The organism is Puniceibacterium sediminis, assembly GCF_900188035.1.
GTDB lineage: Bacteria > Pseudomonadota > Alphaproteobacteria > Rhodobacterales > Rhodobacteraceae > Puniceibacterium > Puniceibacterium sediminis.
Genome location: NZ_FZNN01000007.1, coordinates 123,054 through 146,213, shown reverse-complemented (window position 1 = coordinate 146,213; position 23,160 = coordinate 123,054). Strand labels below are relative to the sequence as shown.

Sequence of the window (23,160 nt, the reverse complement as noted above, 5' to 3'; positions counted from 1 at the left end):
GCAAATGCTGCTGGCGTTCGGGCACCTCTGGCCACTATGGATAGACAGCCCTAGGGCGCATTCGCGCGAAACTTTGTCTCTGAAAGCCACCGAACTCGCTTTCAAACTCCGTGGAACTCTTTAGCCATTCTTAAGCCCTCCACTGTTAGCACTGTAACAAACACTCGATTCGGGCGGATTTAACCGTCAGATTTGATCGGCCGACCCGTTTTTGCTTGCTATGCAACGGGGTTCGCGTATCCGAATGCAGGAAACAATACGAAGCAGGCCATGATACATCACACCATTGACGACTCGACACGTGCCCCAAGCGACTGGGTGCGCATTCTCGCTCGGTACCGTGAACCGAACACTTTGCGCAGCAGCTTTGAGCTGGGTGTCAGTCTGATACCTTTTGTGACGCTTTGGGTGCTTGCCTGCTGGGTTGCACAGTTCAGCTACATCGGTGCGCTGCTGATCTCGGCGCTGAATGGATGTTTTCTGCTACGATTGTTCTGCATCCAGCACGATTGCGGACATGGGTCGTTCTTTGGCAACCGCACTCTTAGTGACTGGATCGGGCGCGGGCTGGGGATTGTTACGCTGACGCCATATGATGTCTGGCGGCGAACACATTCCATCCATCACAGCCACGCCGGGGATCTTGATCACCGGGGCATTGGCGATGTGATGACCCTCACGACCGAAGAATACCACCAGCGCACTGCCTTTGGCCGATTCCTTTACCGCGCCTACCGGCACCCCCTGGTAATGTTTGGCGTTGGACCGACCTATCTGTTCTTCCTTCAGAACCGTTTGCCTCTGGGTCTGATGACACAAGGGCGGAAATACTGGATCTCGGCGATGGGAACCAATCTGGGAATCGCCTGTGTTGTCACTCTGATCATCTATTTCGGCGGCGTGCAGGCGCTGTTCCTCGTGTTCCTGCCGACCACTCTTATCGCGGCTTCCATCGGGGTCTGGCTGTTTTACGTCCAGCACCAATTCGAAACGACCCATTGGGAACAAGCCCCCGACTGGCAGCTGCACGAGGCAGCGCTGCACGGCAGCTCGCACTATGACCTGCCGCCGATCCTGGCCTGGTTCACGGCGAATATCGGTATTCACCACGTCCACCACCTCTATAGTCGCATCCCGTTCTATCGCCTGACCGAAGTGCTGCGCGATCACGAGGAACTGGTCGAGTGTAGCCGGATGACTCTGCTGCAGAGCTTCAAATGCGCAAGCCTGGATCTGTGGGACGAAAAAAGCCGCCGTCTGGTGTCCTTTGCCACGGCCCGCAAGCTGGCCGTCTGACCCACGGCTTTAGTCCGCAGGCCTATGCGCGCTGCGGCTCATCTTGGCAGTAAGGGTGCGGCGCGGGATGCCAAGTTCCTGTGCCGCCTTTGCGGTGTTTCCCTTGAATTGATCGAGGACGCGGGCAATTTCCATTGCCTCGAAATGCAGAACCCGGTCCTTCAGGCTGCTCCCGGGCGCACGGATGGTCTCCGCGACGCTGCCTTCCAGCCCCATGACGCGCCGCAGGGCCGCCTGCCTCAGCTCATGCGCATTGCCTGGCCAGTGATGACGCATCAGCGCCTTGCGGTCGGCAAATGTGATCTCTGATTCAGGCAGGCCGTGTCTTGCCGCCGCTTCCGTGACGAAATGCGCGAAAAGGATGGGGATGTCTGCCGGTATCTCACGCAGTGGCGGGAGCGGGATTTCCACATCGGCAAGGCGGTAGAACATGTCCTGCCGAAACCGGCCCAAGGCGATCAGTTCGCGCAGGTCGGCGCTTGCCGCAGCGACGATGCGGATATCGACTGGGATCGCCGCGCCCCCCAGCTCGATACAACGTGTCTGCATGAAGCGCAGCAGACGGGGCTGAAGTGGCAAGGGCATTACGTCGATCTGGTCGAGAAACAGCGTGCCGCCTTCAGCCGCCGCGATCCGCCCTGGTCGCAGGCTGCCGTCCTCGAGCAGAAGACCGAAGAGATCGGACTCGAACCCGGTGGCGTGCAGGGCAGCACAGTTGATGGTTACAAAGGGACCAGTCCGCCGCGGTCCGGATTGATGCAAAATCCGCGCGGCCAACTCCTTGCCCGTGCCGGTTTCGCCCTGCAGAATCACATCGACATCAAGTGGCGCAATCTGCTCCAACCGGTTACGCAAAGCAGTGATGGCGGTGGTATTGCCCAGCAAATGGGGCTGTAGTGCCTGCAGCGACTGGCGTAGCGCGGCATTTTCAGCAGTAAGGCGGGCCGCCTCAAGACTGCGGTCCACGACCGATAGCAGGTGATCCGCGTCATACGGCTTTTCAAGGAAGTCCTGCGCGCCCATCTGCATGGCCCGGACAGCCTGCCCGACATCGCCATGACCGGTGAGCAGGATTAGTGGCACTTCTGCGCCCCGTTCCCGCACGGCTTTCAGAAAGGCGATGCCATCAAGCCCTGGCATCCGCAGATCGCTGAGAATTATGTCTGGTATGCTGACAGCCATCGCATCCAACGCATCGGTCGCACCATCAAACGCGACTGGCGAATGGCCCGCCTGAGCGATCAGATCGCGTAGCCCCTCGCGGTGATCGTCGTCGTCGTCCACCACCCAGATCACGGCTTTGGTCATGCGGCAGTCGCCTTTGCATCCGCGTCTGCCAGCGGCAGGGTGACATACGCGCTGGTTCCGGCACCCGGGGTCGATTCAAAGTGCAGCGTGCCTTTGACATCCTCGACAATGGTTTGACAGATAGACAGACCCAGCCCCAGACCGTCTCCGCTGGATTTGTCGCTATAGAACGGCTCTCCTACTTTTGTCAGGGCCACAGCATCCATTCCAACGCCGTTATCGGTGACCTGCACGATCACGCTATCACCTGTGACCTTACGTGAGACCTGCACAACGCCGGGTGTTATGTTTAGCGCCACGGCATCCAGCGCGTTGAGTAGCAGGTTCACCAGCACCTGTTCCAACCGCACCTGTCCGCCAATCACGACAGGTGCCGCGCCATCGCGGGCAAAGGTCAGCGCCACACCCATGTCATCGGCCCGGTGCCGCACAAGCTCGATCGCATTGTCCACGGCAAAGTCCATGTCGACCCGGGACAGGGCCCCGGTTTCCTTGCGGCCAAAGCTTTTGAGGTGCTTGATCGTACGCAGCATGCGCCGGATGTGGCCGCGTGCCGTATCGATCCGTTTGGTTGTAGCAGGGTCGGTCTTGCGAATGCCGATCACGGCGGCGGCGAGCGTTGCCTCCATCGCGGCCAGCGGCTGACTGATCTCATGTACGATGGCGGTGGACATACGCCCCAGCGCCACCATCTTTTCCGAGTGGATCAGCGCCTCTTGCGCGGCGCGCAGCTCGGACTCGGCGGCGATGCGGGTTTCAATCTCGTCGGCAAGCTCCCGGGTTCGCCGCTCAACCTGCTGTTCCAGAAGGCGGCTTTGCTGCAGACGCATCCGCACGAGACGCCGACGCTGCAGGGATGTCTGAACCAGCAGTCCGGCAGCTATTGTAGCCAACGCAGAAATTGTCGCTGTGGCAAGAGCTGTACGCCATGCGCCTGCCACCGATGCAGCCATCACCACCTGCCAGCCGTCTGGCTCCATCGGCAGGCGACGCATCAGCAGTGAACGCCCCGCAACCTCGACCGGTTCGGCGCGCTGCATGGCGGCGTTGCCTGCGGGCAGCAGTGGCGTGGCTCCGACGATAGAAGCGCCTTCATAACGGCGGGTTGCCGCAATGTGGTCAAGCGCGCCGGGTTCAAGCGCAAAGAGCGGCTGATAAAGCCACGCGGGCTGTCCGGACAGAAAGATGATGCCATCGGAATCGGCGATGGCTGTGTCCACGGCGGCAGTGCGCCAGGCGTGTTGCAGCGGGGCAAGGTCAATTTTGACGACAATAACGGCACGCTGCCCACCGGCCAGATCGACCCGGGAGGACAGGAAATAGCCCGGCTGCCCGGTGGTTATGCCGATGCCGTAGAACCGCCCGGCCCCCTGGGCGATGGCGTCGCGGAAATAGGGCCGGAAACTGTAATCGATGCCGACAAAACTTTTGGGTGAGTTCCAGTTGCTTGCCGCAATTGCAGTGCCACTGCGGCCCAACAGATAAAGCTGATCTGCCCCGGACACATCAGCCAACGTTTCAAGATAGCGGTTGGCGGTCGCCACGACATCGGCAGAGGAGGGTTCGGCAATGGCGCGACGGATGCGCATGTCCTGCGCAGTGACCTGCGGCAGATAACGGAAGCGATCGATTTCGGTTTCGATGGCGCGTCGGGTCAGGATCAGTGACTGGTCCAGAGTGACAGCACTGCGCGAGAGCGCCACGCGATAGGCCGCAAAGCCTCCAGCTGCCGCTACCACAAGGGCCAGGCACAGAACGAAGATTAGAGAGCGGGTTTGCAGTATCCGGGTCATGGCTCGGATCAGTGTGGCACCGCCCATGCCAGAATTAAAGCGGCATATCGCAGGGGGCAATGGCGACCGGATCCCCGGCAGAGGTGCCGATAGAGTGGCAAGTCCCATCCGCACAAAGCATCCAGCCACCGCCCGTCGCCCCCGAAGCGGCCAGTATCAGCCGAGGCACCTCAAGATGCCCCGGAGATACCCACCAGCCGTCCTGCAATACGGCGTCGGGTCCGGGCTCCATCCCGGCGCCCGATCCTTTGATCCGCGACTGGATCAGGGTCAGGCCTTTGGGGGCGACGATCCAGCTTTCCTCCCACCCGGTCTTTTCCACCGAGTGTTGCCAGCCTAGCGTGAACGCCGGATTGCCCAGGTGCAGTACCAGCGCGCCAATGGCGAGGCAGGCGGTCATGCCACGGCGCGGCGTCGGGTCAGCGCAACGGCAATCGCAAAGACTGCCGCCAGAGCAAAGCCGATCTCGTCCGTGGCGGGCAGTGCCGCGATCAACACACCGGCGGCGATCACCGCAAGTCCGCGCAGGGGCCAGCCCAGCGGACGGCCCAGCCAACCGATCACAGCAACGCCCCAAAGGCCGATGCAAAGCACTGTCTTGAACACGATATAGGCAACCGCAGGCCAGTAGCCGATGGCGTCAGCCAGGGGCCCGCCCGCCTGCAGCATCAGCGCTGGGGTGTAGACCGCCATGAACGGAATGACGAAACCCGCTGCCGCCACCTTGATCGCCTCGATCGAGATTTTCAGCCCGCTTTCCTTGGCTATGGGCGCTGCCGCAAAGCAGGCCAACGCCACGGGCGGGGTAAGGTCAGCGAGGATGCCGAAGTAAAAGACGAACATGTGGCTGACGATCAACGGCACACCCAGAGCCAGCAGTGCGGGACCGGCAATTGACGAAGTGATAATATAGTTCGGGATCGTCGGAATCCCCATGCCCAGCAGGATACAGGTGAACATCGTCAGGATGAGGCTTAGCAGCAGGCTATGCTGACCCACCGATACGATGAACTGGCCGAACGTATTGGCGGCACCAGTCAGAGTCATGGTGCCGATGATCACACCAACCAATGCGCAGGCGACACCGACCGGCAGCGCGGTCTTTGCCCCTTCGGCAAGTGAATCACGACACAGGATCAGCGTCTCGCGTCCGCCCTTGGTAAGGGCGCACCAGACGATCAATGCCACAAGCGCGGCGAGCAGCACGTTGATGCCAAACTGAAGAAACCCGGCAGCGACAAGACCAAGACAGACCCAGAAGACAACGCGCATCGCACCAGCCGGAAGTTGCAGCACAGCAGAACCCCCAAGGATCAGCAGTACTGTCAGGCCCAGACCGATCGTGCCGGCAAACAGCGGGGTATAGCCGCCGAACAGCAGGTAAACGAGCACACCCAGCGGGACCAGAAGCATCCAGTTCTCGGAAATTGCCTTGCGGGCCGAGGGCAGTTCGTCCTTGCGCAGACCGCGCAGGCCGTAGCGGCCGGCCTCAAGATGCACCATCCAGAAGGCAGAGGCGAAATAGAGAATGGCGGGGATCAGCGCCGCCTTGACGACCTCGACATAGGGCACGTCCAGCGTTTCGGCCATGATGAAGGCGACCGCGCCCATGACCGGCGGCATGATCTGTCCACCCATCGAAGCCGTCGCCTCGACCCCGCCGGCAAAGGCCGGGCGATAGCCGAACTTTTTCATCAGCGGGATGGTGAACTGCCCCGTCGTGACCACGTTGGCAACACCCGAGCCAGAGATCGTGCCCATCAATCCGGAAGAGACGACCGCGACCTTGGCCGCGCCGCCCTGCCGATGGCCAAACAGACCCATGGCCACATCGGTGAACAGACGGATCATCCCGGCCCGTTCCAGAAAGGACCCGAACAGGATGAACAGAAAGATGTAAGTCGAAGAGACGTAGGTGGGAATGCCGTAGATACCCTCGGTTCCGAAGGCCATGTGATCAATCACTTGAGAAAAACTGTAGCCACGGTGATTCAGCGGCGACGGCAGATGCTGACCCAGAAAGCAGTAGGCCAGGAACAATCCAGCAATCACCGGCAGCGCGGGTCCCATCATAGTCCAGGCTGCTGCAAATACGACGGTCAGCGCGAGGACGCCAACGATGATGTCCTGCGTCAACGGACGGCCCGCACGCAGGATCAGTGGCTGGTATTCCCACCACTGATAAAGAGCCACGGCCACCCCGGCGAGGGCGAATGCCCATGCCAGCGCCTTGAACGCGCCTTTGACGTTGCGGCCATAAGCGATCAGAGGAAAGGCGAGCAGGGTCAGGAAACCGACGTGAAAGGCGCGTGTGACCTGGCTGGCCAAGTCGACGAGATGCGCCGCCGTGGCAATCTGGAACACCGAAAAAACGATGGCGATCCAGAACAGCAGACGACCGGTAGCGTCTTTGCTAAAGGCGATCTCGTGACCCTCCTGGGGATCAGGGGGCGTGGCGGGATTGGACATTGGGGGACCTCAAACCGGGAACGGCGGGGAAGGGCGCACCACGGTGGGTGCGCCCGCGTTCTAACTATGTCAGTGCTTACTGCAGCAGGCCCTGCTCGCGGTAGTAACGCTCGGCCCCCGGGTGCAGCGGGATCGGCATGCCGTTCAGTGCGTTGGCAATGTCGATTTGCGCTGCCGCCTGATGCGATGCGACAAGCGTGTCGAGGTTTTCGAACAGCAACTTGGTCATCTGATAGGCAACTTCGTCGCTGACACCTTCGTGGGTGACAAGAAAGTTGGATACGGCAACGGTCGGCACGTCTGCGGTCTGGCCGTCATAGGTGTTGGCCGGGATTGTCGCTGCGATATACGGCGCTCCCAGCTTTTCCGCCACTTCGGCAGGAATGGCGACAACATTGATCGGCAAGGATGAGGCCAGATCACGGATCGACGCAACCCCAAGACCGGCCGACTGCAACGTGCCGTCCAGTTGGCGGTTCTTGATCAGTTCGACCGATTCCGCGAAGGGCAGGTATTCGACTTTACCAAGATCCTCATAAGACAGGTCCATCGCGCCAAAGATCGCCCGCGCGTTCAGCTCGGTCCCCGAGGCGGGTGCGCCGACCGACAGGCTCTTGCCGGCGAGGCCCGCGAAATCGGTGATGCCGCTTTCCTGTGTGGCAACGACCTGAATGTAGTTCGGATAGATCGCAGCGATTCCGCGCAGGCGGTCGAGTTTGGCCGGAAAACCGGCGTCGGCATTGCCTTCCCAGGCCATCGCGACGCTGTCACCCAGGGCAAAGCCCAGCTCGCCCCGGCCGTCCTGCAGCAGGTTCAAGTTCTCGACACTGGCCTTGGTGGATTGCACCTGCGTGCGTGCGCCGTCGATCTTTTCGCCATAGATATTGGCCAGACCCGCGCCCAGCGGATAGTAGACACCCGATGTGCCGCCGGTCAGGACGTTGATAAAGTCCTGAGCCTGTGCAGCAAAGGGCGTCGCCGCCAGCGTCGATACCAGCGCGCAGCCGCGAAGTGCGGATTTCAGATTGATCATGGTTTCCTCCCAGAAATTTGGCAGGTCTGCGCTGTCTGCAGCCCCGTGCGGCGGACGCTACGTCGCCCTGCGTTTACCACGCAAGTTATCGCTCTTGTTGGCGCGGTTTTTGCAGGCAGGAAATGACCAGATGTGTGGCAGAAAATGACCTGATCCCGGCAAGGCGTTAATCAGAAAGAATTATTTCGGCTATGATCAGCGGCCCAGCCCCGATGGGCGAATCCAGCGGATGCTGGTGCCCCAGACAGGGTAGTGCCGTCGCAACCAACTTCACGCGACCTCGACCCATGTCTTCATGCCCGATGCCTGATGGCCAAGCATATGACAATGCAAAAGCCATTTTCCGGGATTGTCGAAGACGGCGAGAATGTCACGGCTTTCGCCCGGATTAACCAGCGTGGTGTCGCGCAGATCGCCGGGGGTGCCATCGGCCAGGACTTCGTGGAAATGATGGCCGTGCAGGTGGATGCCATGCGGAAACGCCGTGTCGTTGATCAGGGTTATTCGCGCGGTTTCGCCCCGTTCGAAATGGGCGAACGGCTTGTCTGGCAGGCCAGAGATCCCGTTGAAGGCCCAAATGTCGTCCCCCGCATGTCCGCCGCCCATGGCCCCGCCTTCCATGCGCAGGCTAAGTTCGGTCGGTCGATCAGATGGCTTGGCCACGCGGGCGGCAGGCAATGCGGTTATGGGGGCGGTGATCGGGGTGGTGTTGTCACCCTCGATCGTGATCCGGCCCAGTTCATAGGCTTCGTCCCCTGTGGGAAAGTCAAAGATCACCGGTCCGGTCACATCCACAATCACATCGATCCGCTGCGCCGGGGCAAGGATCATCTCCCCAAGCTCGCGGGGTTCTGACAGGGGCATGCCATCCAGCGCCAGGATCCGTCCCTCGATCCCGCGCAGGACGAGGGGGAAGACGCGCGCGGTGGCGGCATTGATCAGGCGCAGTCGCAGCCGATCCCCTTTGCTGACCTGCGAGATCGAAGGGATGGCGCGCGCAAAGTTCCCCATCCGCCCGGCATGGGCGAAATCATGCATGTTGCCGAAACCGCCGATCAGCCTGCCGTCCTGCTCAAGCTTCCAGTCATCGATCAACACGGTCACGTCGTGATCGACCTGCGGCGGGTTGCGCTCTTCGACGATCAGTGGACCATACAGACCCTGTTCGACTTGCTCCCATGATCGATTGTGCGAATGATACCAGTAGGTTCCCGCATCCGGCAGATCAAAGGCATAGTCGAAACCAGTGCCATCGGCGACCGCCTCTTGCGTCAGGCCCGGCACGCCGTCCATGGCATTATCGATCCTGATCCCGTGCCAGTGTAGAGCCGAAGGCGCAGAGATCCGGTTTTCGAACCTCACCGTCAGACGCCCCCCTTGCTGCGCGCGCAGTTCTGGCCCCGGGGTCATGCCGTTCAACCCCAGCATCGCGGTTTTTGGATCGGGCGCGGGCAGGATCTGTGCCATCACCGGCTCCGCAGTCAGGGTCAGGCCCTGAGCATGAGCAAAGCGCGGCAGGGTCAGGATCGCGGCACTTGCTCCCAAAAAAGTCCGGCGGGTCAGATACGGATTCATTTACGGAACCTTCCGTGGCAGGATTTGCAGGCCGCGCCGAGTTGCTTCAAGGCCGGGTGCAGGTCGATCTGTTGAACAATTGTCAGCCTGGCAGTTACCATTTCCAAGGCCTGTGCCTCTTGGGCAAAAGTGCTGAAGTCATCCCAGATGACCGGAAGTGCCTCGGAGTTGGGGTCCTGCGCCGGGGCTTCAAACAGCGTAGGAGTTTTTTCGGCCAGCACCGCGATCCGCGCAACCGCGACTTGCACCGCGCCAGCATCAAAATTGATGAACCCTTTGTCCATCCGGCCCAACACTTTCATCTGTCGGCCCATGTCTTTCATTAATTCCATGCGCGCCAATACGGTGGCATTCTTGACCCCCGAGTGTGCAAGCGCCCCACCTGCGACCAGTGCCAGGGCTATGCCTATCGCCAGTGTCGTCCTGTTCATTGGATATCCTCGCATCAGTCGATGCCATTGGAGCGCTGCACTTCGCGTACATAAGCGACGATAGCGCCCAGATCAGCGCGAGTCAGGCCATTTTGCGCGGGCATGTTCCCAAAGCGCCAGTGATGCGCGCGGACACCGCGTTCGGCCGCGATGTAAAAGCTCATGTCGCCATGGTGCGACGGCTCGTAGATCTTATGAATCAGAGGCGGCCCGATACCGTCGCGGCCCACGGCATTTTCGCCATGGCAGGCGGCGCAGACCGCATCAAAGGCGCGTTTGCCCATCTGCGCCTGATCGGACAGGTTGTCGGGCAAGCGGATCTCGACAAGCGCACCGTCTTCGGGCGCTGCGGTCACTGGCTGCGCCTGGCTGAAGGTCAGCCAAGCCCCAAGACCGGTCGCGATAATCGCGCCGGTCAAAAGATAAGTGGTTTTCATGAAAGTCTCCGTTGGTGCGTGGAATGATGCAGCTGAAAGCATCATCCTCGCGGCGGAGGCGGATCCTGCCCCGTCGGGGCATCTTCGTTTCGACGACCGTTGCGCAGGGGGGCAAGGGCAGATGACTCTGCAAAGGCGCTGTCAAAGACCATTTCGGCCCGCGGCAGAGTTACCAGCCCAAAGCAAAGCCCGCATTCCTTTGCCATATCGTCCGGGCACGGGTCGTCATGCGCACAGCCGTGACACATCGCCCCGTCACAAGACGGCGCCGCCTCGGCCATAGGGCCGAGCAGGGCAAAGGATAGCGCAATAAGGAACAGCGCAAGGGAAAGCCGAGGTAACAACTTCATGCGCACAAACCTAACCGTTCCCCGACCCAACGGAAAGCCCCGGAGCGATCACATCCTGAACAGGACAATGAAGGGTTGCAGACCGCCATCGTGCTCAGGTCGAAAGTGACAGCCTTCATTTGTATCCCGCAGAGCATTGATGACAGGGCCGCCGCCCCTCGTGGTCCATTACAAACCCACCTTGGTATATCCATGCCGACAATGGCGACACATAGGATCATAAGTAACGGGTTGCAGGGAGATCCCGAATACGCTGCTGAATAAAAATGATTTTGAAGTTTTTTATTCGCGTCGCGACGCACAACTTCATGCGCGCCGCGAAAAAATATGCGCTTCCCTACAACCGCTCAGAAATCCAGGTTTTCCACGCTCAGCGCGTTCTGCTGGATGAACTCGCGGCGCGGTTCGACCACGTCGCCCATGAGCTTGGTGAACAGATCGTCCGCCTCGGCCATGTCATCGACCTTGACCTGCAGCAGTGTGCGCGCGTCCGGGTCAAGTGTCGTTTCCCAGAGCTGGCTGGGGTTCATTTCGCCCAGACCCTTGTAGCGCTGCAGCGACAAACCCTTTTCACCCTCTTCCAGAACGGCCTTCAGAAGTTCCAGCGGACCGTGGATCATCTGCTTGCGGTCTTTGCGTTCAAGCGTTGCAGGCAGATCGTAGACCGCTTGCAGGCTTTTGGTAAAGCTGCCGGTCTTGCGCGCCTCGCCAGACCGCAGCATCGGGCCATCCAGGGTGCGTACCTCTTCGACGCCGCGCAGGATGCGGGCCAGGCGGATGCCTTTGTCCTGGGTGATGCGTCCCATCCAGCCGCGTTCATATTCCGCAGCGATCAGGTCCAGTCGGGTCGCGACCTTGTCGGCCACGCCCTGCAAATCGGCATCTACAGCGCCGGGAACAAAGGCACCCGCGATGGCCGCCTGTTCAAGGATGTGACGGGGATAGTGCGTCGGGAACACGTCCAGCACGCGCTTCAACTGGCGGGCTTCGTCGACCACGCGCGCCAGATCCTGACCCGAGATCTCTTCGCCATTTCCCTGTCTCAGCAGGGCGCCTTCGGTGCCCTGGTGGACAAGATAGCTCTCCATCTCGGCCTGATCCTTGAGGTAAACCTCTGATTTTCCGCGGCTCACCTTATAGAGCGGCGGCTGCGCGATGTAGAGGAACCCGCCCTCGATCAGCTCGGGCATCTGCCGGTAGAAGAAGGTGAGCAGCAACGTACGGATGTGCGCGCCGTCCACGTCGGCGTCGGTCATGATGACGATCTTGTGGTAGCGCAGCTTCTTGATGTTGAATTCGTCCCGGCCGATCCCGGTGCCAAGCGCCATCACCATGTTGCCGATTTCCTGGCTTCCCAGCATCCGGTCAAAACGCGCGCGCTCGACGTTCAGGATCTTGCCTTTCAGCGGCAGGATGGCCTGTGTCTTGCGGTCGCGTCCCGTCTGGGCGGACCCACCGGCGCTGTCACCCTCGACCAGAAAGATTTCGGTGTTGACGGGATCCTTGTCGGAACAATCCTTCAGCTTGGAGCTGAGGAAGTTCATGTCCATCGGGTTCTTGCGCCGGGTCAGATCGCGCGCCTTGCGGGCGGCTTCGCGGGCCATGGCGGCCTCAACGATCTTGCCAACGATCACCTTGGCCCAGCTTGGGTTTTCTTCGAACCACTCGGCCAGTTTTTCGTTCATCAACCCTTCGACCGCCGGGCGGACCTCTGAACTGACAAGCTTGTCCTTGGTCTGGCTGCTGAACTTGGGGTCGGGCACCTTGACCGAGAGCACACAGGTCAGGCCCTCACGCGCGTCGTCACCGGTAAAGGTGATCTTTTCCCGTTTGGCGATGCCGGAGGTCTGGGCGTAGTTGTTGATCGTCCGGGTCAGCGCACCACGGAAACCTGCCATGTGCGTCCCACCATCCCGTTGGGGAATGTTGTTGGTAAAGGGCAGGACGTTTTCGTGATAGCTGTCGTTCCACCACATCGCGATCTCGACCCCGATGCCGTCACGTTCGCCGGTCATGTAGATCGGGTCGGTCATGATCGACGTCTTGGACCGGTCTAGGTATTTCACGAATTCGCGTACACCGCCGTCATAATAGAGTTCCGAACGCAGCGGCTCAGCGGGGCGTTCATCCTCAAGGATGATGCGGACGCCCGAATTGAGGAAGGCCAGTTCGCGCAGGCGCTTTTCCAGCGTGTGGAAATCATATTCGAGGTTGGAAAACGTGTCGGTCGAGGCAAGAAAACGAACTTCGGTTCCCTTGCGGCCATGGGCATCGCCCAGCACGCGCAGAGGTTCGACGGTAAAGCCACCCTCAAAGCGGGCATAATGCTCCTTGCCGTTGCGGAAGATGCGCAGTTCGAGGTAGTCGCTGAGCGCGTTCACAACCGAGACGCCCACGCCGTGCAGACCGCCGGAAACCTTGTAGGAGTTCTGGTCGAATTTGCCGCCGGCGTGCAGCTGGGTCATGATGACCTCGGCTGCGGAAACGCCTTCGCCTTCGTGCATGTCGACGGGAATGCCGCGTCCGTTGTCGCTGACTGAAACTGATCCGTCGGCGTGGATTTTCACGTTTACCGCGTCGGCATGACCGGCCAGAGCCTCGTCAATGCCGTTATCCACCACCTCATACACCATATGGTGCAGGCCCGAGCCGTCGTCAGTGTCGCCGATGTACATACCGGGACGTTTGCGAACTGCTTCCAACCCCTTGAGAACCTTGATGGAACTGGCGCCATATTCCTCGGGGATCTGCTCGTTCTCGGCCATGCGGACTTTCCTTGTTCTTAGCTGCGTATTTATACGCAGTCCGGCAGGGATTGTCACGCGACTGACACTATATTTTGTGGTCGTCCTGTGGCCACGCGCCTAGGCGGCAAACCTGTATCAGACGAAGGGAATGACCAGCCCCACGCCAATCAGAAGAACCCCGGCGGTGACATTCGTGCGCCGTAATGCCCGGGGCGAAGACAGCAGCCGTTTGGCCCGGTCAATCGAAAGCGCGAGCACAAGATTACCGATCAGCGGCACCACAGCCGAGATTGCCGCGATGGCCAGCATATCGGGCCAGCGCAACTGGGTGAGGTCAAAGAACCCCGGCAGCACCCCCATGTAGAAGAGGATCGCCTTGGGATTGCCAAGGATGACGGCCAGCCCGGCCAGAAATCCGGCCAGCATACCGGGCCGGGTCAGCCGTGAATCCGATGTCAGTTTCGCATCCGCGTGCCGGATCAGAAGCAGGCCCATGACCAGAAAGGTGCCAGAGGCGACCCAGCGCAGAAGCGTCATGAAACCGGCAAAGACGCTGACGATCCAGGTCACACCAAGAATGGCAAGGAAGGGCCACAGGATGTCACCGACCACCACCCCGAGGGCGAGCGGCCATGCCGCGTGGAACCCGCCGGACAGCGCCCGCGCGGTAAGCGCGACCCAAACCGGCCCCGGTGTCAGGAACAGGATCAAAAGCGCGCCCGCATACAGAGTCATATCCGCGAAAGTTATCGTCATGCTTGCCTCACCACCGAAACGCCGTCCGTTTCGGTCACTTCCAGATATTGCGCCCTGTTACCCAAGGCCTCGAACAGGGCCGGTTCCGTGCCGGTCATCCAGGCCTGCGCGCCAAGGGCGCAGATTTCGTCATAAAGCGCGGCCCGGCGGGTTTGATCAAGGTGCGCTGCGACCTCATCCAGCAACAAAAGCGGCGGCGCGCCAAATTCCGGGGCCAGCGCCCGTGCATTGGCCAGAATGAGCGAAATCAGAAGCGCCTTCTGCTCGCCCGTCGAGCAATCCGAGGCTGGCACATCCTTGGCGGCAAAGACGCCCAGCAGGTCGGCCCGGTGCGGCCCGATAAGCGTGCGCCCGGCCATCAGGTCACGCGGCCGCGTGTCGGCAAGGGCGGTACGCAAGTCTTCTTCGGTGGCGGGCATCTCACCTTCGGTCTGGGTCAGTGTCAGGGTGGCGGTGGGAAAGGCGGTTTCGGCACCGTCCTGCGCGGCCGTCAGCCGTTGCAGGGCAGCCTGCCGGTTGGCATGGATCGCAGCACCGCTTTGTGCCATCTGCCGTTCCAGCGCAGCGTACCAGTGGGCATCGCGGGTCTGATCCTTGAGCAGCCGGTTGCGTTCGCGCATCGCCTTTTCATAATCCAGCGACAGATCGGCATGTTCGGGAAAAAAGCTGAGCGTCATGCGATCCAGAAACCGCCGCCGTCCTTCTGCGCCTTCGGTCCACAGCCGGTCCATGGACGGCACCAGCCACAGAACCCGGGCGATCCGTCCAAGCGCTGACTGCGGCGCTGGTTTGTCGTCGATCCTGACTTGCCGGGGGTTGCCCGCTTCCGACAGAAAACTGACCTCGTGCCGACCCTGCGGCCCATCTATCAGGCCCGACACCTTCCAGCCGAGCGCCTCGGGTCGGCGGGTCATTTCCTGAGCCGAGGCCCGGCGCATGCCGCGTCCCGGTGAAAACAACGAAACGGCTTCGAGCAGGTTGGTCTTGCCCGCACCATTTGGCCCGTAAATCGCGACGGGACGCGCATCAACCGTAACCTCCGCGCGTTTGTGCGAACGAAAGTGCGAGAGCGTCAAAGTATCAAGCGACAGAGGCACGTCAGGCCCTTACCCGTTTACGCATACCAGAAACGGGCCAGTGCAAGTGGCAGGTTCCCGCGGCGTTATACCCGCATCGGCATGACCACATAGACGGCGGACATGTCATTGCCTTCGCGCATCAGTGTCGGATCGCCCGAAGAATTGAACATGAACACCGCGTTTTCGCGATCCACCTGGCTGGCGATTTCCAGCAAATACTTGGCATTGAACCCGATTTCGAGCCTTTCGTCGCTGTAGGCGACGGCCAGTTCTTCTTCGGCGGCACCAGAATCCGGGGCGTTGACCGACAGGATGAGGCGATCTTCGTCCAGCGATAGCTTGACTGCGCGCGACCGCTCCGACGACACCGTTGCAACACGGTCGACGGCCTTGGCAAACTCTGCCGCGTCAACCTCAAGCCGACGGGTGTTGCCCTGCGGAATGACACGTGTGTAGTCGGGAAAGGTGCCGTCAATGACCTTGGATGTCAGGGTAATGTCGGGCGTGGCGAAACGGATCTTCGTTTCGGAAACCGAAACGGCGATGTCCATATCGTCATCCTCCAACAGCTTGCGCAGCTCGCCCACGGTCTTGCGGGGCACGATCACGCCGGGCATGTCCTCGGCTCCGGCAGGCAGATCGGCGTCGATACGGGCCAGACGGTGACCGTCGGTTGCGACACAGCGCAGCTTGCGCCCGCCATCACCATCGGCGGTGTGCATGTAGACACCGTTCAGGTAATAACGGGTTTCTTCAGTTGAAATCGCGAATTTGGATTTGTCGAACAGCCGCCGCAGTACCTTTGCAGGCGCTGTGAAGTTGGCCGAATATTCCGACGACGCCATGACAGGAAAGTCTTCCTTGGGCAGCGTGGCAAGCGAGAAGTTGGATCGACCCGCTTCGACCGTCAGCCTGCCAGTGGCAGCTTCTTCGGTCAGCGTCACCAGCGCACCGTCGGGTAGTTTGCGGACGATTTCGTGCAGGGTGACTGCGGATACTGTCGTGGCACCCGGGCGTTCCACCATCGCGGTCGCCTTGTCCAACACCTCGATGTCCAGATCCGTGGCGCGGAACTGAACCGAGGCGCCGTCGGCCTCGATCAGAACGTTGGCCAGGATCGGGATCGTATTGCGACGTTCGACAACTGACTGTGCCTGAGACACCGCCTTAAGCAAGGTGCCGCGCTCCATACTGAACTTCATGACTTCGCCCTCTCCGTCTGGCCGGAGGTGCACCGTAGACCCGGGCGCACGCTGCTCCAACCATTTTTATTTGTTTTGTCCGATGGATTTGCGGGGGCGTCAAGGGCAGCGGGCCGCCCGGGGGCGACCTGCGTGCAACTGTTGTCCCACAGTCTCAGAAATCAGGCTTCGAGCGCCCGGCGCAGCAGTTCAAGATCCTCCGCGATCTGGCCGTCCTGAATTTTGAGTTCTTCGATACGTTTGACCCCATGCATGACCGTGGTGTGGTCGCGACCGCCAAAACGGCGACCAATTTCCGGCAACGAACGGCTGGTCATCTGTTTGCACAAATACATGGCAACTTGCCGTGGACGGGCATAGTTGCGCACCCGCTTGGGTCCGATCATATCCGACAGGCGGATGTTGTAATGCTCGGCCACCTTGCGCTGGATTTCCTCAATGCTGATCTTGCGTTCCGACGCGCGCAGCACATCAGCCAGACAATCCTGCGTCAGATCCATGGTGATCCGCTTGCCCACCAGCGAGGCAAAGGCGAACAGACGGGTCAGCGCACCTTCGAGCACGCGCACGTTGGTCGAAATCCGGTGCGCAAGGAACTCCAGTACGCCATTGTCGATTTCAAGATCGGGATAAAGCGCCTTTTGCGCCTCGACCTTGGTTTGCATGATGCCAAGGCGAAGTTCGTAATCGGTGGGGTGCAGGTCGACGACAAGACCCGACTGCAGGCGCGACCGGATGCGGTTTTCAAGGTCCTTGATCTCGTCCGGGGCGCGGTCACCCGAAATGATGATCTGTTTGTTCTGATCGACCAGCGCGTTGAAGGTGTGAAAGAATTCTTCCTGCGTGCTGTCCTTGCCGGCAATGAACTGGACATCATCGACCATCAGCACGTCGACCGAGCGGAACAGCTCTTTGAAATCCATCATACGGCGTTCGCGCAGGGCCTGCACGAACCGATACATGAACTGTTCGGCGGACAGATAGAGCACGTTCAGTTCGGGATTGCGGCTGCGCAGCTCCCACGAAATGGCGTGCATCAGGTGCGTCTTGCCCAGACCGACACCGCCATAAAGGAACAGTGGGTTAAAGGAGACGGGACCGCCTTCGGCGACGCGGCGGGCGGCGGCATGGGCCAGTTCGTTCGGCTTGCCGACCACGAAAGTGTCGAATGTGAAACGGGATTCAAGCGGGGCGCTTGGCAATAGGTCAGATGTTCCTGGGGCTGCCGCTTTCGGCTTGGCCGGGGTCGGGGTGCGCGGACGGTCCACACCAGCGACCTTGAACTGGATCCGGCGGACATTGTTCGCAACCGAGGTCAGTTGCGAAAGCAGCATGTCACCATAGTTCTGGGATACGTAGGTGCCCATGAAGTTTGTCGGTACTTCAAACACGGCCACGCCATCGGTGGTGCCATCGTATGACAGTGGTTTGATCCAGGTCTTGTAGTTGTTTTCGCCTATCGTCTTGCAGAGCCTATCCTGCAGTGCGCCCCATTGTTCCTGTGTCATCTGTCCCCGTTCCATTCCCAATCAGCAGCTTTCGATATGCGCAGAGTGCTCAGCCACGCAGCGGCCACTTTATTCGGGGCACAGAACCATCCCGCCTGTACAGCAGCTGTACAAGGCCGATCCTGTGGTCAAGCATGCTCCGCAAAAGATGCATCCCCCTGATGTCCCATATCAGAGGAGCTACACCGAAATACGGCGCCGACAATTGGACATGGCAGAAGGCAGCGCCTTCATCTTCTGCGCGATCGGGGCAGCCCGATCACAGCAGCGCAGAAGATGGGCCCGATAATTTCGGGCCGATTCTGCTACCTTGTCCCCCCGCGAGTGACTCGCTGGGTCAAAGTATCAGTTGTCTTCAAACGGCGGCAACTGATCTTCTTGGTTGACTCGGGATTCACGAAAAAGAATCTCATTTGATGCTTTTTTTGTGGCGTAAGTCTTTGGTATACCACGTAAAAAATGAAAAAGGCACCACATTTTGTGGTGCCTTTTTAAGATAGCCCAGTATGTAGATATTGCTTAGGCGATCGACTTAACACGCGATGCCAGACGCGAAACTTTGCGCGAAGCGGTGTTCTTGTGGATCACGCCTTTGGTCACACCACGCATCAGCTCGGGCTGGGCGGCGCGCAAAGCTGCTGTTGCGGCTTCCTTGTCACCCGAAGCGATTGCTTCTTCGACTTTACGCAGGAAGGTACGGATGCGCGAGCGGCGGGCTTTGTTGACGACAAAGCGTTTTTCCGACTGGCGGGCGCGTTTCTTGGACTGCGGCGTATTTGCCATGGTTCGATTCCCGGTTCTGGTTCCAAAAAGGTCGGCGAAATGCCCAAGGCCCCCGGAGTCACAAAGACCGGATCGATTCTTGCCTGGGCGGGCATCACGCGCATGTAGCGCTGGCCTATAGCTAGGTTCCGCTGAAATGCAAAGGCAAAACTTGGAGAATGCTTGCCTGTTGCAGGCAAAACACCCTTGCCCGATTCGCAGGCAAGGGTGTGATGGAAGTCAGATTGACTTACTTATCTCGGAACTGAGTCGCGCGTTTTTCAAGAAAGGCCGCCATGCCTTCTTTTTGATCTTCCGTCGCAAACATTGCGTGGAACAGGCGCCGTTCGAACAAGATGCCTTCTGACATCGTCGTTTCGTAGGCGCGGTTCACGGCCTCTTTTACGGCCATTGTAGTCAGCATGGATTTCTCGGCGATCTTTTCCGCCGCGGCCGTTGCCTCTTCCATCAGGCTCTTTGCGGGCACGACACGACTCACCAGACCAGACCGCTCGGCCTCTTCGGCATCCATGAAACGGCCCGTCAGATGCATGTCCATGGATTTGGATTTGCCGACAAAGCGCGTCAGGCGTTGCGTCCCGCCGATGCCGGCGAGAACGCCCAGATTGATTTCGGGCTGACCGAATTTGGCGGTGTCGGCTGCAATGATAAAGTCGCACATCATGGCGAGTTCACAGCCGCCACCCAGCGCATAACCGGCTACGGCTGCAATGATCGGTTTGCGGGTCTTCGTGATGGCCAAGGATTCAGGGCCAAAGAAGTCCGAAAGGAACATCTCTACAAAGGTCTTTTCCGACATCTCCTTGATGTCGGCCCCTGCGGCAAAGGCCTTGGCCGATCCGGTCAGGATGATGCAGCGGACCCTGTCGTTTCCATCAGCTTCCGCCAGTGCGCTCGCCAGTTCGCGCAACAACTGAGAGTTGAGGGCGTTCATAGCATCGGGGCGGTTGAGCTTGATGGTGGCGACGTGGTCTTCTACTTCGACGATGATCGTCTCATAGGCCATGAAACATGCTTTCGGTTGTTTCTGTCAGAATTCGAAGCCTTAGCATCAAATTCAGCCGGTTCAAGCTATCTTTGACAGGTTGGACAATAGAAGGACGATCGTCCCGACTGCACGATCCGGCGAACTTGGTCGGCACAGTCAGTGGTTCGGCAGGGCAGGCCCTCTCGGCCATAGACGTCAAAGCTGTGCTGAAAATACCCAAGTTCACCATCGGTTTGGCGGAAATCCTTCAGGGACGATCCACCGGCCTCAATGGCCTCTGTCAGCACTTGCCGGATGATCGGCACCAAGGCCGCCACACGGGCCGCCGATATTTTCCCAACCTTGCGTGCGGGGTGGATGCGCGCCCGAAAAAGCGCCTCGCAAACATAGATATTGCCCAATCCCGCGACGATCTTCTGATCCAGCAGCGCAGATTTCACCGGTGTATTGCGCCCTTTGAGCCTTTCGACCAGATGCGCCTCGTGAAACGCGTTGCTTAACGGTTCCGGCCCCAACGCGGCCAGCAGCGGGTGCTGATCCGCCGTCGCCGTTGGCATCAGATCCATCGCGCCGAACCGGCGGGGGTCGTTAAAGGTGATGCGCGCACCGTTGCCCATATGAAACACAACGTGGTCATGTTTCTGCGCCGCGGGGTGCTCATGGACAAACGTCCCCAGCGGATCGCCCGAAATCAGCATCCGTCCGGACATTCCCAGATGAACCAACAAAGTCGCCTCTGTGGACAGATCCGCAAGGATGTATTTCGACCGCCGCCGCAGCCCCAGCACACGCGCGCCGGTCAACCGTTCGGCCATGCGCTCGGGAAATGGCCAGCGCAGATCAGGGCGGTTCACATCCGCACGCACGATGACCTGTCCCTCCATCACGGGGGCCAGCCCGCGACGGACTGTCTCGACTTCGGGCAATTCGGGCATCTTGCGGGGTCCTGTGGCATGGGGTGCATTGTAACGGCGACCTCGCGCTCTATAAGAAAGGGCGGAACCAAGGACAACAATACGCCATGACCGACGACACCGCAAAAACCACGCATTTCGGCTTTACCGACATCCCCGAAACTGAAAAGGCGGGCCGCGTGCGCGGCGTCTTCGGTTCGGTGGCTTCCAAATACGATGTGATGAACGACGCCATGTCGATGGGCATCCACCGTGTCTGGAAAGACGCGATGATGGATTGGCTGGCTCCGCGCGCCGGTCAGAAACTTCTCGATGTGGCGGGGGGCACCGGCGACATTTCGTTCCGGTTTCTCAAACGTGCCGGATCGGGCCATGCCACCGTGCTTGACCTCACCGAACCGATGCTGATCGAAGGCCGCAAGCGCGCCGAGGCTGAGGCAATGGCCGACAGCCTCGAATGGATCGTCGGCGACGCCATGGCCCTGCCGTTCGAGGACAATACCTTTGACGTCTACACCATCTCTTTCGGCATCCGGAACGTGACCCGCCCGCAAGAGGCCCTGAACGAAGCCTATCGCGTGCTCAAACCCGGTGGCCGCCTGATGGTGCTGGAGTTTTCGCAGATCCCCAATCCGGCGATGCAATGGGCCTATGACCGCTATTCGTTCAACGTGATTCCCGCGATGGGGCAGGTGATTGCGAATGATCGCGACTCCTATCAGTACCTTGTGGAATCGATCCGCAAGTTCCCCGATCAGGAAACGTTTCTGGGCATGGTTCGCGCCGCCGGGTTTGAACAGGCCAAATACCGCAACCTGACGCTGGGCGTTGCCTGCCTGCACTCGGGCTGGAAGATCTGATGCGCGGACCCCACAATATCTGGCGGTTGATCCGCACCGGCGCCACGCTCGAACGCACCGGCGCCATGGGCGTGGTACTGGATGCCTTTGACGCGCCGCGATCGCTGCGTATTGCCGCCCGGGTTCTGGGCTGGCCGTTCAAGTGGCTGGGCTATGAGGGTGACCCGGCCATGCCACCCGCCACCCGCGCGCTGTCGGCCCTTGGCCCCGCATATATCAAGTTCGGTCAGGTGCTTAGCACCCGGCCTGATCTGGTAGGCAACGAACTGGCCGTGCAACTGCGCGTGCTGCAGGACAAATTGCCCCCCTTCCCGGTGGCCGAAGCCAAGCAGATGGTGGCGCACGAATTGGGCGCCCCCGCGGACAGCCTCTATGCCACCTTCAGCGATCCGGTTGCGGCGGCATCGATCGCCCAGGTTCACAAGGCAACACTGATCGACACAGGCGAAGTTGTGGCGGTCAAGGTTCTGCGGCCGGGGATCGAACGGGCCTTTCGCAAGGATATCGATGCATTCTGGCTGGCTGCGACCCTGATCGAATGGATCTCGCCCGGATCGCGCCGTTTGCGGCCAATGGACGTGATCGCGCATTTCGAAGGCGTCGTGAAAGGCGAACTTGACCTGCGGCTCGAAGCTGCCGCCGCGTCGGAATATGCCGCCAACACCAAAGATGACGCCGGGTTTACCCTGCCATCGGTCAAATGGGATTTTTCTGCCCGTCGTGTGATGACCCTCAGTTGGGCCGAAGGTGTGTCGATGGGCGACAACGACGCCATCGACGCCGCGGGCCACGACCGCGCCGTGCTGAGCGAACGGGTGCTGCAACTCTTCCTCAACCACGCTTTGCGCGATGGGTTTTTCCACGCGGACATGCACCAGGGCAACCTCAAGGTCGCGCCGAATGGCGACATCGTCGCGCTTGATTTCGGGATCATGGGGCATATCGACGAATACACCCGCCGCGTCTATGCCGAGATCCTGTTCGGGTTTATCCGCCGCGATTACATGCGCGTCGCCGAAGTGCATTTCGAGGCCGGCTATGTCCCCGCCGATCGGGATGTAGATGAATTCGCCCGTGCTCTGCGCGCCGTGGGCGAGCCGATTTTTGGCATGGACGCCACGCGCATTTCTATGGGCCGTCTGCTCTCGTATCTCTTCGAGGTGACGGAACGTTTTGGCATGGAAACCCGCACGGAGCTGATCCTGCTGCAGCGCACCATGGTCGTGGTCGAAGGCGTTGCGCGGTCATTGAACCCGCATATGAACATCTGGAAGGTCGCCCAGCCAGTGGTCGAAGACTACATAAAGAAGTCCATCGGGCCGCGCGCAATCCTCAGCGATCTGAACAAGACGGCGCTGGTCCTTGCCCGCTTTGGGCCGCGCCTGCCGCGCCTCGTCGAGGCCGCGTTGATCCGCCAGGCACAGGATCCCGCCCCTTTTTCGCGGTCACCCTGGTGGAGCCGCCTGCTATGGGGGGGCACTGGACTGGCTGTGGGACTGGTTCTGGCATTGGCAACTCAGGTCTTGTTCTGAAGATTCGGGGAATTGCTCTTCTGACCGCGACCCGATGTAAATCCGAACCAGAAAGATGGCCGTCGCTTTAAGACCGGCGTTGTCGGCCATCGATACGAT

The 23,160-nt window shown here is 60.2% G+C and carries 20 protein-coding genes; 3 read left to right on the top strand and 17 right to left on the bottom strand.

Going from position 1 to position 23,160, the window contains the following annotated elements:
* Nucleotides 1–270: 270 nt before the first annotated feature.
* The gene (locus CHB75_RS09810) at nucleotides 271–1,296 is read left to right on the top strand and encodes a fatty acid desaturase (RefSeq protein ID WP_089270371.1); all 1,026 of its coding nucleotides are present in this window, start codon (nucleotides 271–273) and stop codon (nucleotides 1,294–1,296) included.
* A 9-nt stretch (nucleotides 1,297–1,305) separates the two neighbouring features.
* On the opposite strand, the gene CHB75_RS09805 is transcribed toward CHB75_RS09810, so the two are convergent.
* From CHB75_RS09805 to mutM, 17 genes are all read right to left on the bottom strand, one after another.
* Nucleotides 1,306–2,604, bottom strand: a complete 1,299-nt coding sequence (locus CHB75_RS09805) for a sigma-54-dependent transcriptional regulator (RefSeq protein ID WP_089270370.1) — start codon at nucleotides 2,602–2,604, stop codon at nucleotides 1,306–1,308.
* Nucleotides 2,601–4,397 (bottom strand): sensor histidine kinase, encoded by a 1,797-nt coding sequence (locus CHB75_RS09800; RefSeq protein WP_176439103.1) that lies wholly within the window; start codon nucleotides 4,395–4,397, stop codon nucleotides 2,601–2,603. The genes CHB75_RS09805 and CHB75_RS09800 overlap by 4 nt, the downstream gene beginning before the upstream one ends.
* Before the next feature lie 34 nt (nucleotides 4,398–4,431).
* On the bottom strand, nucleotides 4,432–4,797 hold the full coding sequence (locus CHB75_RS09795; protein ID WP_089270368.1) for a DUF1850 domain-containing protein: 366 nt from the start codon (nucleotides 4,795–4,797) through the stop codon (nucleotides 4,432–4,434).
* Nucleotides 4,794–6,866: a TRAP transporter permease gene (locus CHB75_RS09790; protein ID WP_089270367.1), complete on the bottom strand. Its 2,073-nt coding sequence runs from the start codon at nucleotides 6,864–6,866 to the stop codon at nucleotides 4,794–4,796. Before CHB75_RS09790 ends, CHB75_RS09795 begins: the two co-directional genes overlap by 4 nt.
* Nucleotides 6,867–6,942: 76 nt before the next feature.
* Complete coding sequence (locus CHB75_RS09785) at nucleotides 6,943–7,899, bottom strand: TAXI family TRAP transporter solute-binding subunit (RefSeq protein WP_089270366.1); 957 nt, start codon at nucleotides 7,897–7,899, stop codon at nucleotides 6,943–6,945.
* Nucleotides 7,900–8,169: 270 nt separating this feature from the next.
* The gene (locus CHB75_RS09780) at nucleotides 8,170–9,474 is read right to left on the bottom strand and encodes a multicopper oxidase family protein (protein ID WP_089270365.1); all 1,305 of its coding nucleotides are present in this window, start codon (nucleotides 9,472–9,474) and stop codon (nucleotides 8,170–8,172) included.
* A complete protein-coding gene (locus CHB75_RS09775; RefSeq protein WP_245840870.1) occupies nucleotides 9,471–9,806 on the bottom strand; it encodes a c-type cytochrome in 336 nt (111 codons plus the stop codon). The genes CHB75_RS09780 and CHB75_RS09775 overlap by 4 nt, the downstream gene beginning before the upstream one ends.
* Nucleotides 9,807–9,919: 113 nt before the next feature.
* On the bottom strand, nucleotides 9,920–10,342 hold the full coding sequence (locus CHB75_RS09770; RefSeq protein ID WP_089270363.1) for a c-type cytochrome: 423 nt from the start codon (nucleotides 10,340–10,342) through the stop codon (nucleotides 9,920–9,922).
* Between the two features lie 41 nt (nucleotides 10,343–10,383).
* Nucleotides 10,384–10,692: a hypothetical protein gene (locus CHB75_RS21320; protein ID WP_141135099.1), complete on the bottom strand. Its 309-nt coding sequence runs from the start codon at nucleotides 10,690–10,692 to the stop codon at nucleotides 10,384–10,386.
* 347 nt (nucleotides 10,693–11,039) lie between these two features.
* Nucleotides 11,040–13,457, bottom strand: coding sequence for a DNA topoisomerase (ATP-hydrolyzing) subunit B (gene gyrB, locus CHB75_RS09765; RefSeq protein WP_089270362.1), 2,418 nt, complete (start codon nucleotides 13,455–13,457; stop codon nucleotides 11,040–11,042).
* A gap of 117 nt (nucleotides 13,458–13,574) precedes the next feature.
* Complete coding sequence (locus CHB75_RS09760; protein ID WP_089270361.1) at nucleotides 13,575–14,195, bottom strand: LysE family translocator; 621 nt, start codon at nucleotides 14,193–14,195, stop codon at nucleotides 13,575–13,577.
* Nucleotides 14,192–15,292 carry a DNA replication/repair protein RecF gene (gene recF / locus CHB75_RS09755; RefSeq protein WP_089270360.1) on the bottom strand — a complete coding sequence of 367 codons (1,101 nt, stop codon included), beginning with the start codon at nucleotides 15,290–15,292 and terminating at the stop codon, nucleotides 14,192–14,194. Before recF ends, CHB75_RS09760 begins: the two co-directional genes overlap by 4 nt.
* Nucleotides 15,293–15,357: 65 nt before the next feature.
* Nucleotides 15,358–16,476 (bottom strand): DNA polymerase III subunit beta, encoded by a 1,119-nt coding sequence (gene dnaN, locus CHB75_RS09750; RefSeq protein ID WP_089270359.1) that lies wholly within the window; start codon nucleotides 16,474–16,476, stop codon nucleotides 15,358–15,360.
* A gap of 161 nt (nucleotides 16,477–16,637) precedes the next feature.
* On the bottom strand, nucleotides 16,638–17,984 hold the full coding sequence (gene dnaA, locus CHB75_RS09745) for a chromosomal replication initiator protein DnaA (RefSeq protein ID WP_089270358.1): 1,347 nt from the start codon (nucleotides 17,982–17,984) through the stop codon (nucleotides 16,638–16,640).
* 519 nt (nucleotides 17,985–18,503) lie between these two features.
* A complete protein-coding gene (gene rpsT, locus CHB75_RS09740) occupies nucleotides 18,504–18,767 on the bottom strand; it encodes a 30S ribosomal protein S20 (RefSeq protein ID WP_089270357.1) in 264 nt (87 codons plus the stop codon).
* Between the two features lie 229 nt (nucleotides 18,768–18,996).
* Entirely contained in the window at nucleotides 18,997–19,773 is a 777-nt protein-coding gene (locus CHB75_RS09735; protein WP_089270356.1) for an enoyl-CoA hydratase, read from the bottom strand.
* A gap of 65 nt (nucleotides 19,774–19,838) precedes the next feature.
* Nucleotides 19,839–20,690, bottom strand: a complete 852-nt coding sequence (mutM, locus tag CHB75_RS09730) for a bifunctional DNA-formamidopyrimidine glycosylase/DNA-(apurinic or apyrimidinic site) lyase (protein WP_089270355.1) — start codon at nucleotides 20,688–20,690, stop codon at nucleotides 19,839–19,841.
* Nucleotides 20,691–20,776: 86 nt separating this feature from the next.
* On the opposite strand from mutM, the gene ubiE reads away from it, so the two are divergent.
* The gene (gene ubiE / locus CHB75_RS09725) at nucleotides 20,777–21,529 is read left to right on the top strand and encodes a bifunctional demethylmenaquinone methyltransferase/2-methoxy-6-polyprenyl-1,4-benzoquinol methylase UbiE (RefSeq protein WP_089270354.1); all 753 of its coding nucleotides are present in this window, start codon (nucleotides 20,777–20,779) and stop codon (nucleotides 21,527–21,529) included.
* Nucleotides 21,529–23,061 (top strand): 2-polyprenylphenol 6-hydroxylase, encoded by a 1,533-nt coding sequence (gene ubiB / locus CHB75_RS09720; protein ID WP_089270353.1) that lies wholly within the window; start codon nucleotides 21,529–21,531, stop codon nucleotides 23,059–23,061. Before ubiE ends, ubiB begins: the two co-directional genes overlap by 1 nt.
* Nucleotides 23,062–23,160 lie beyond the last annotated feature (99 nt).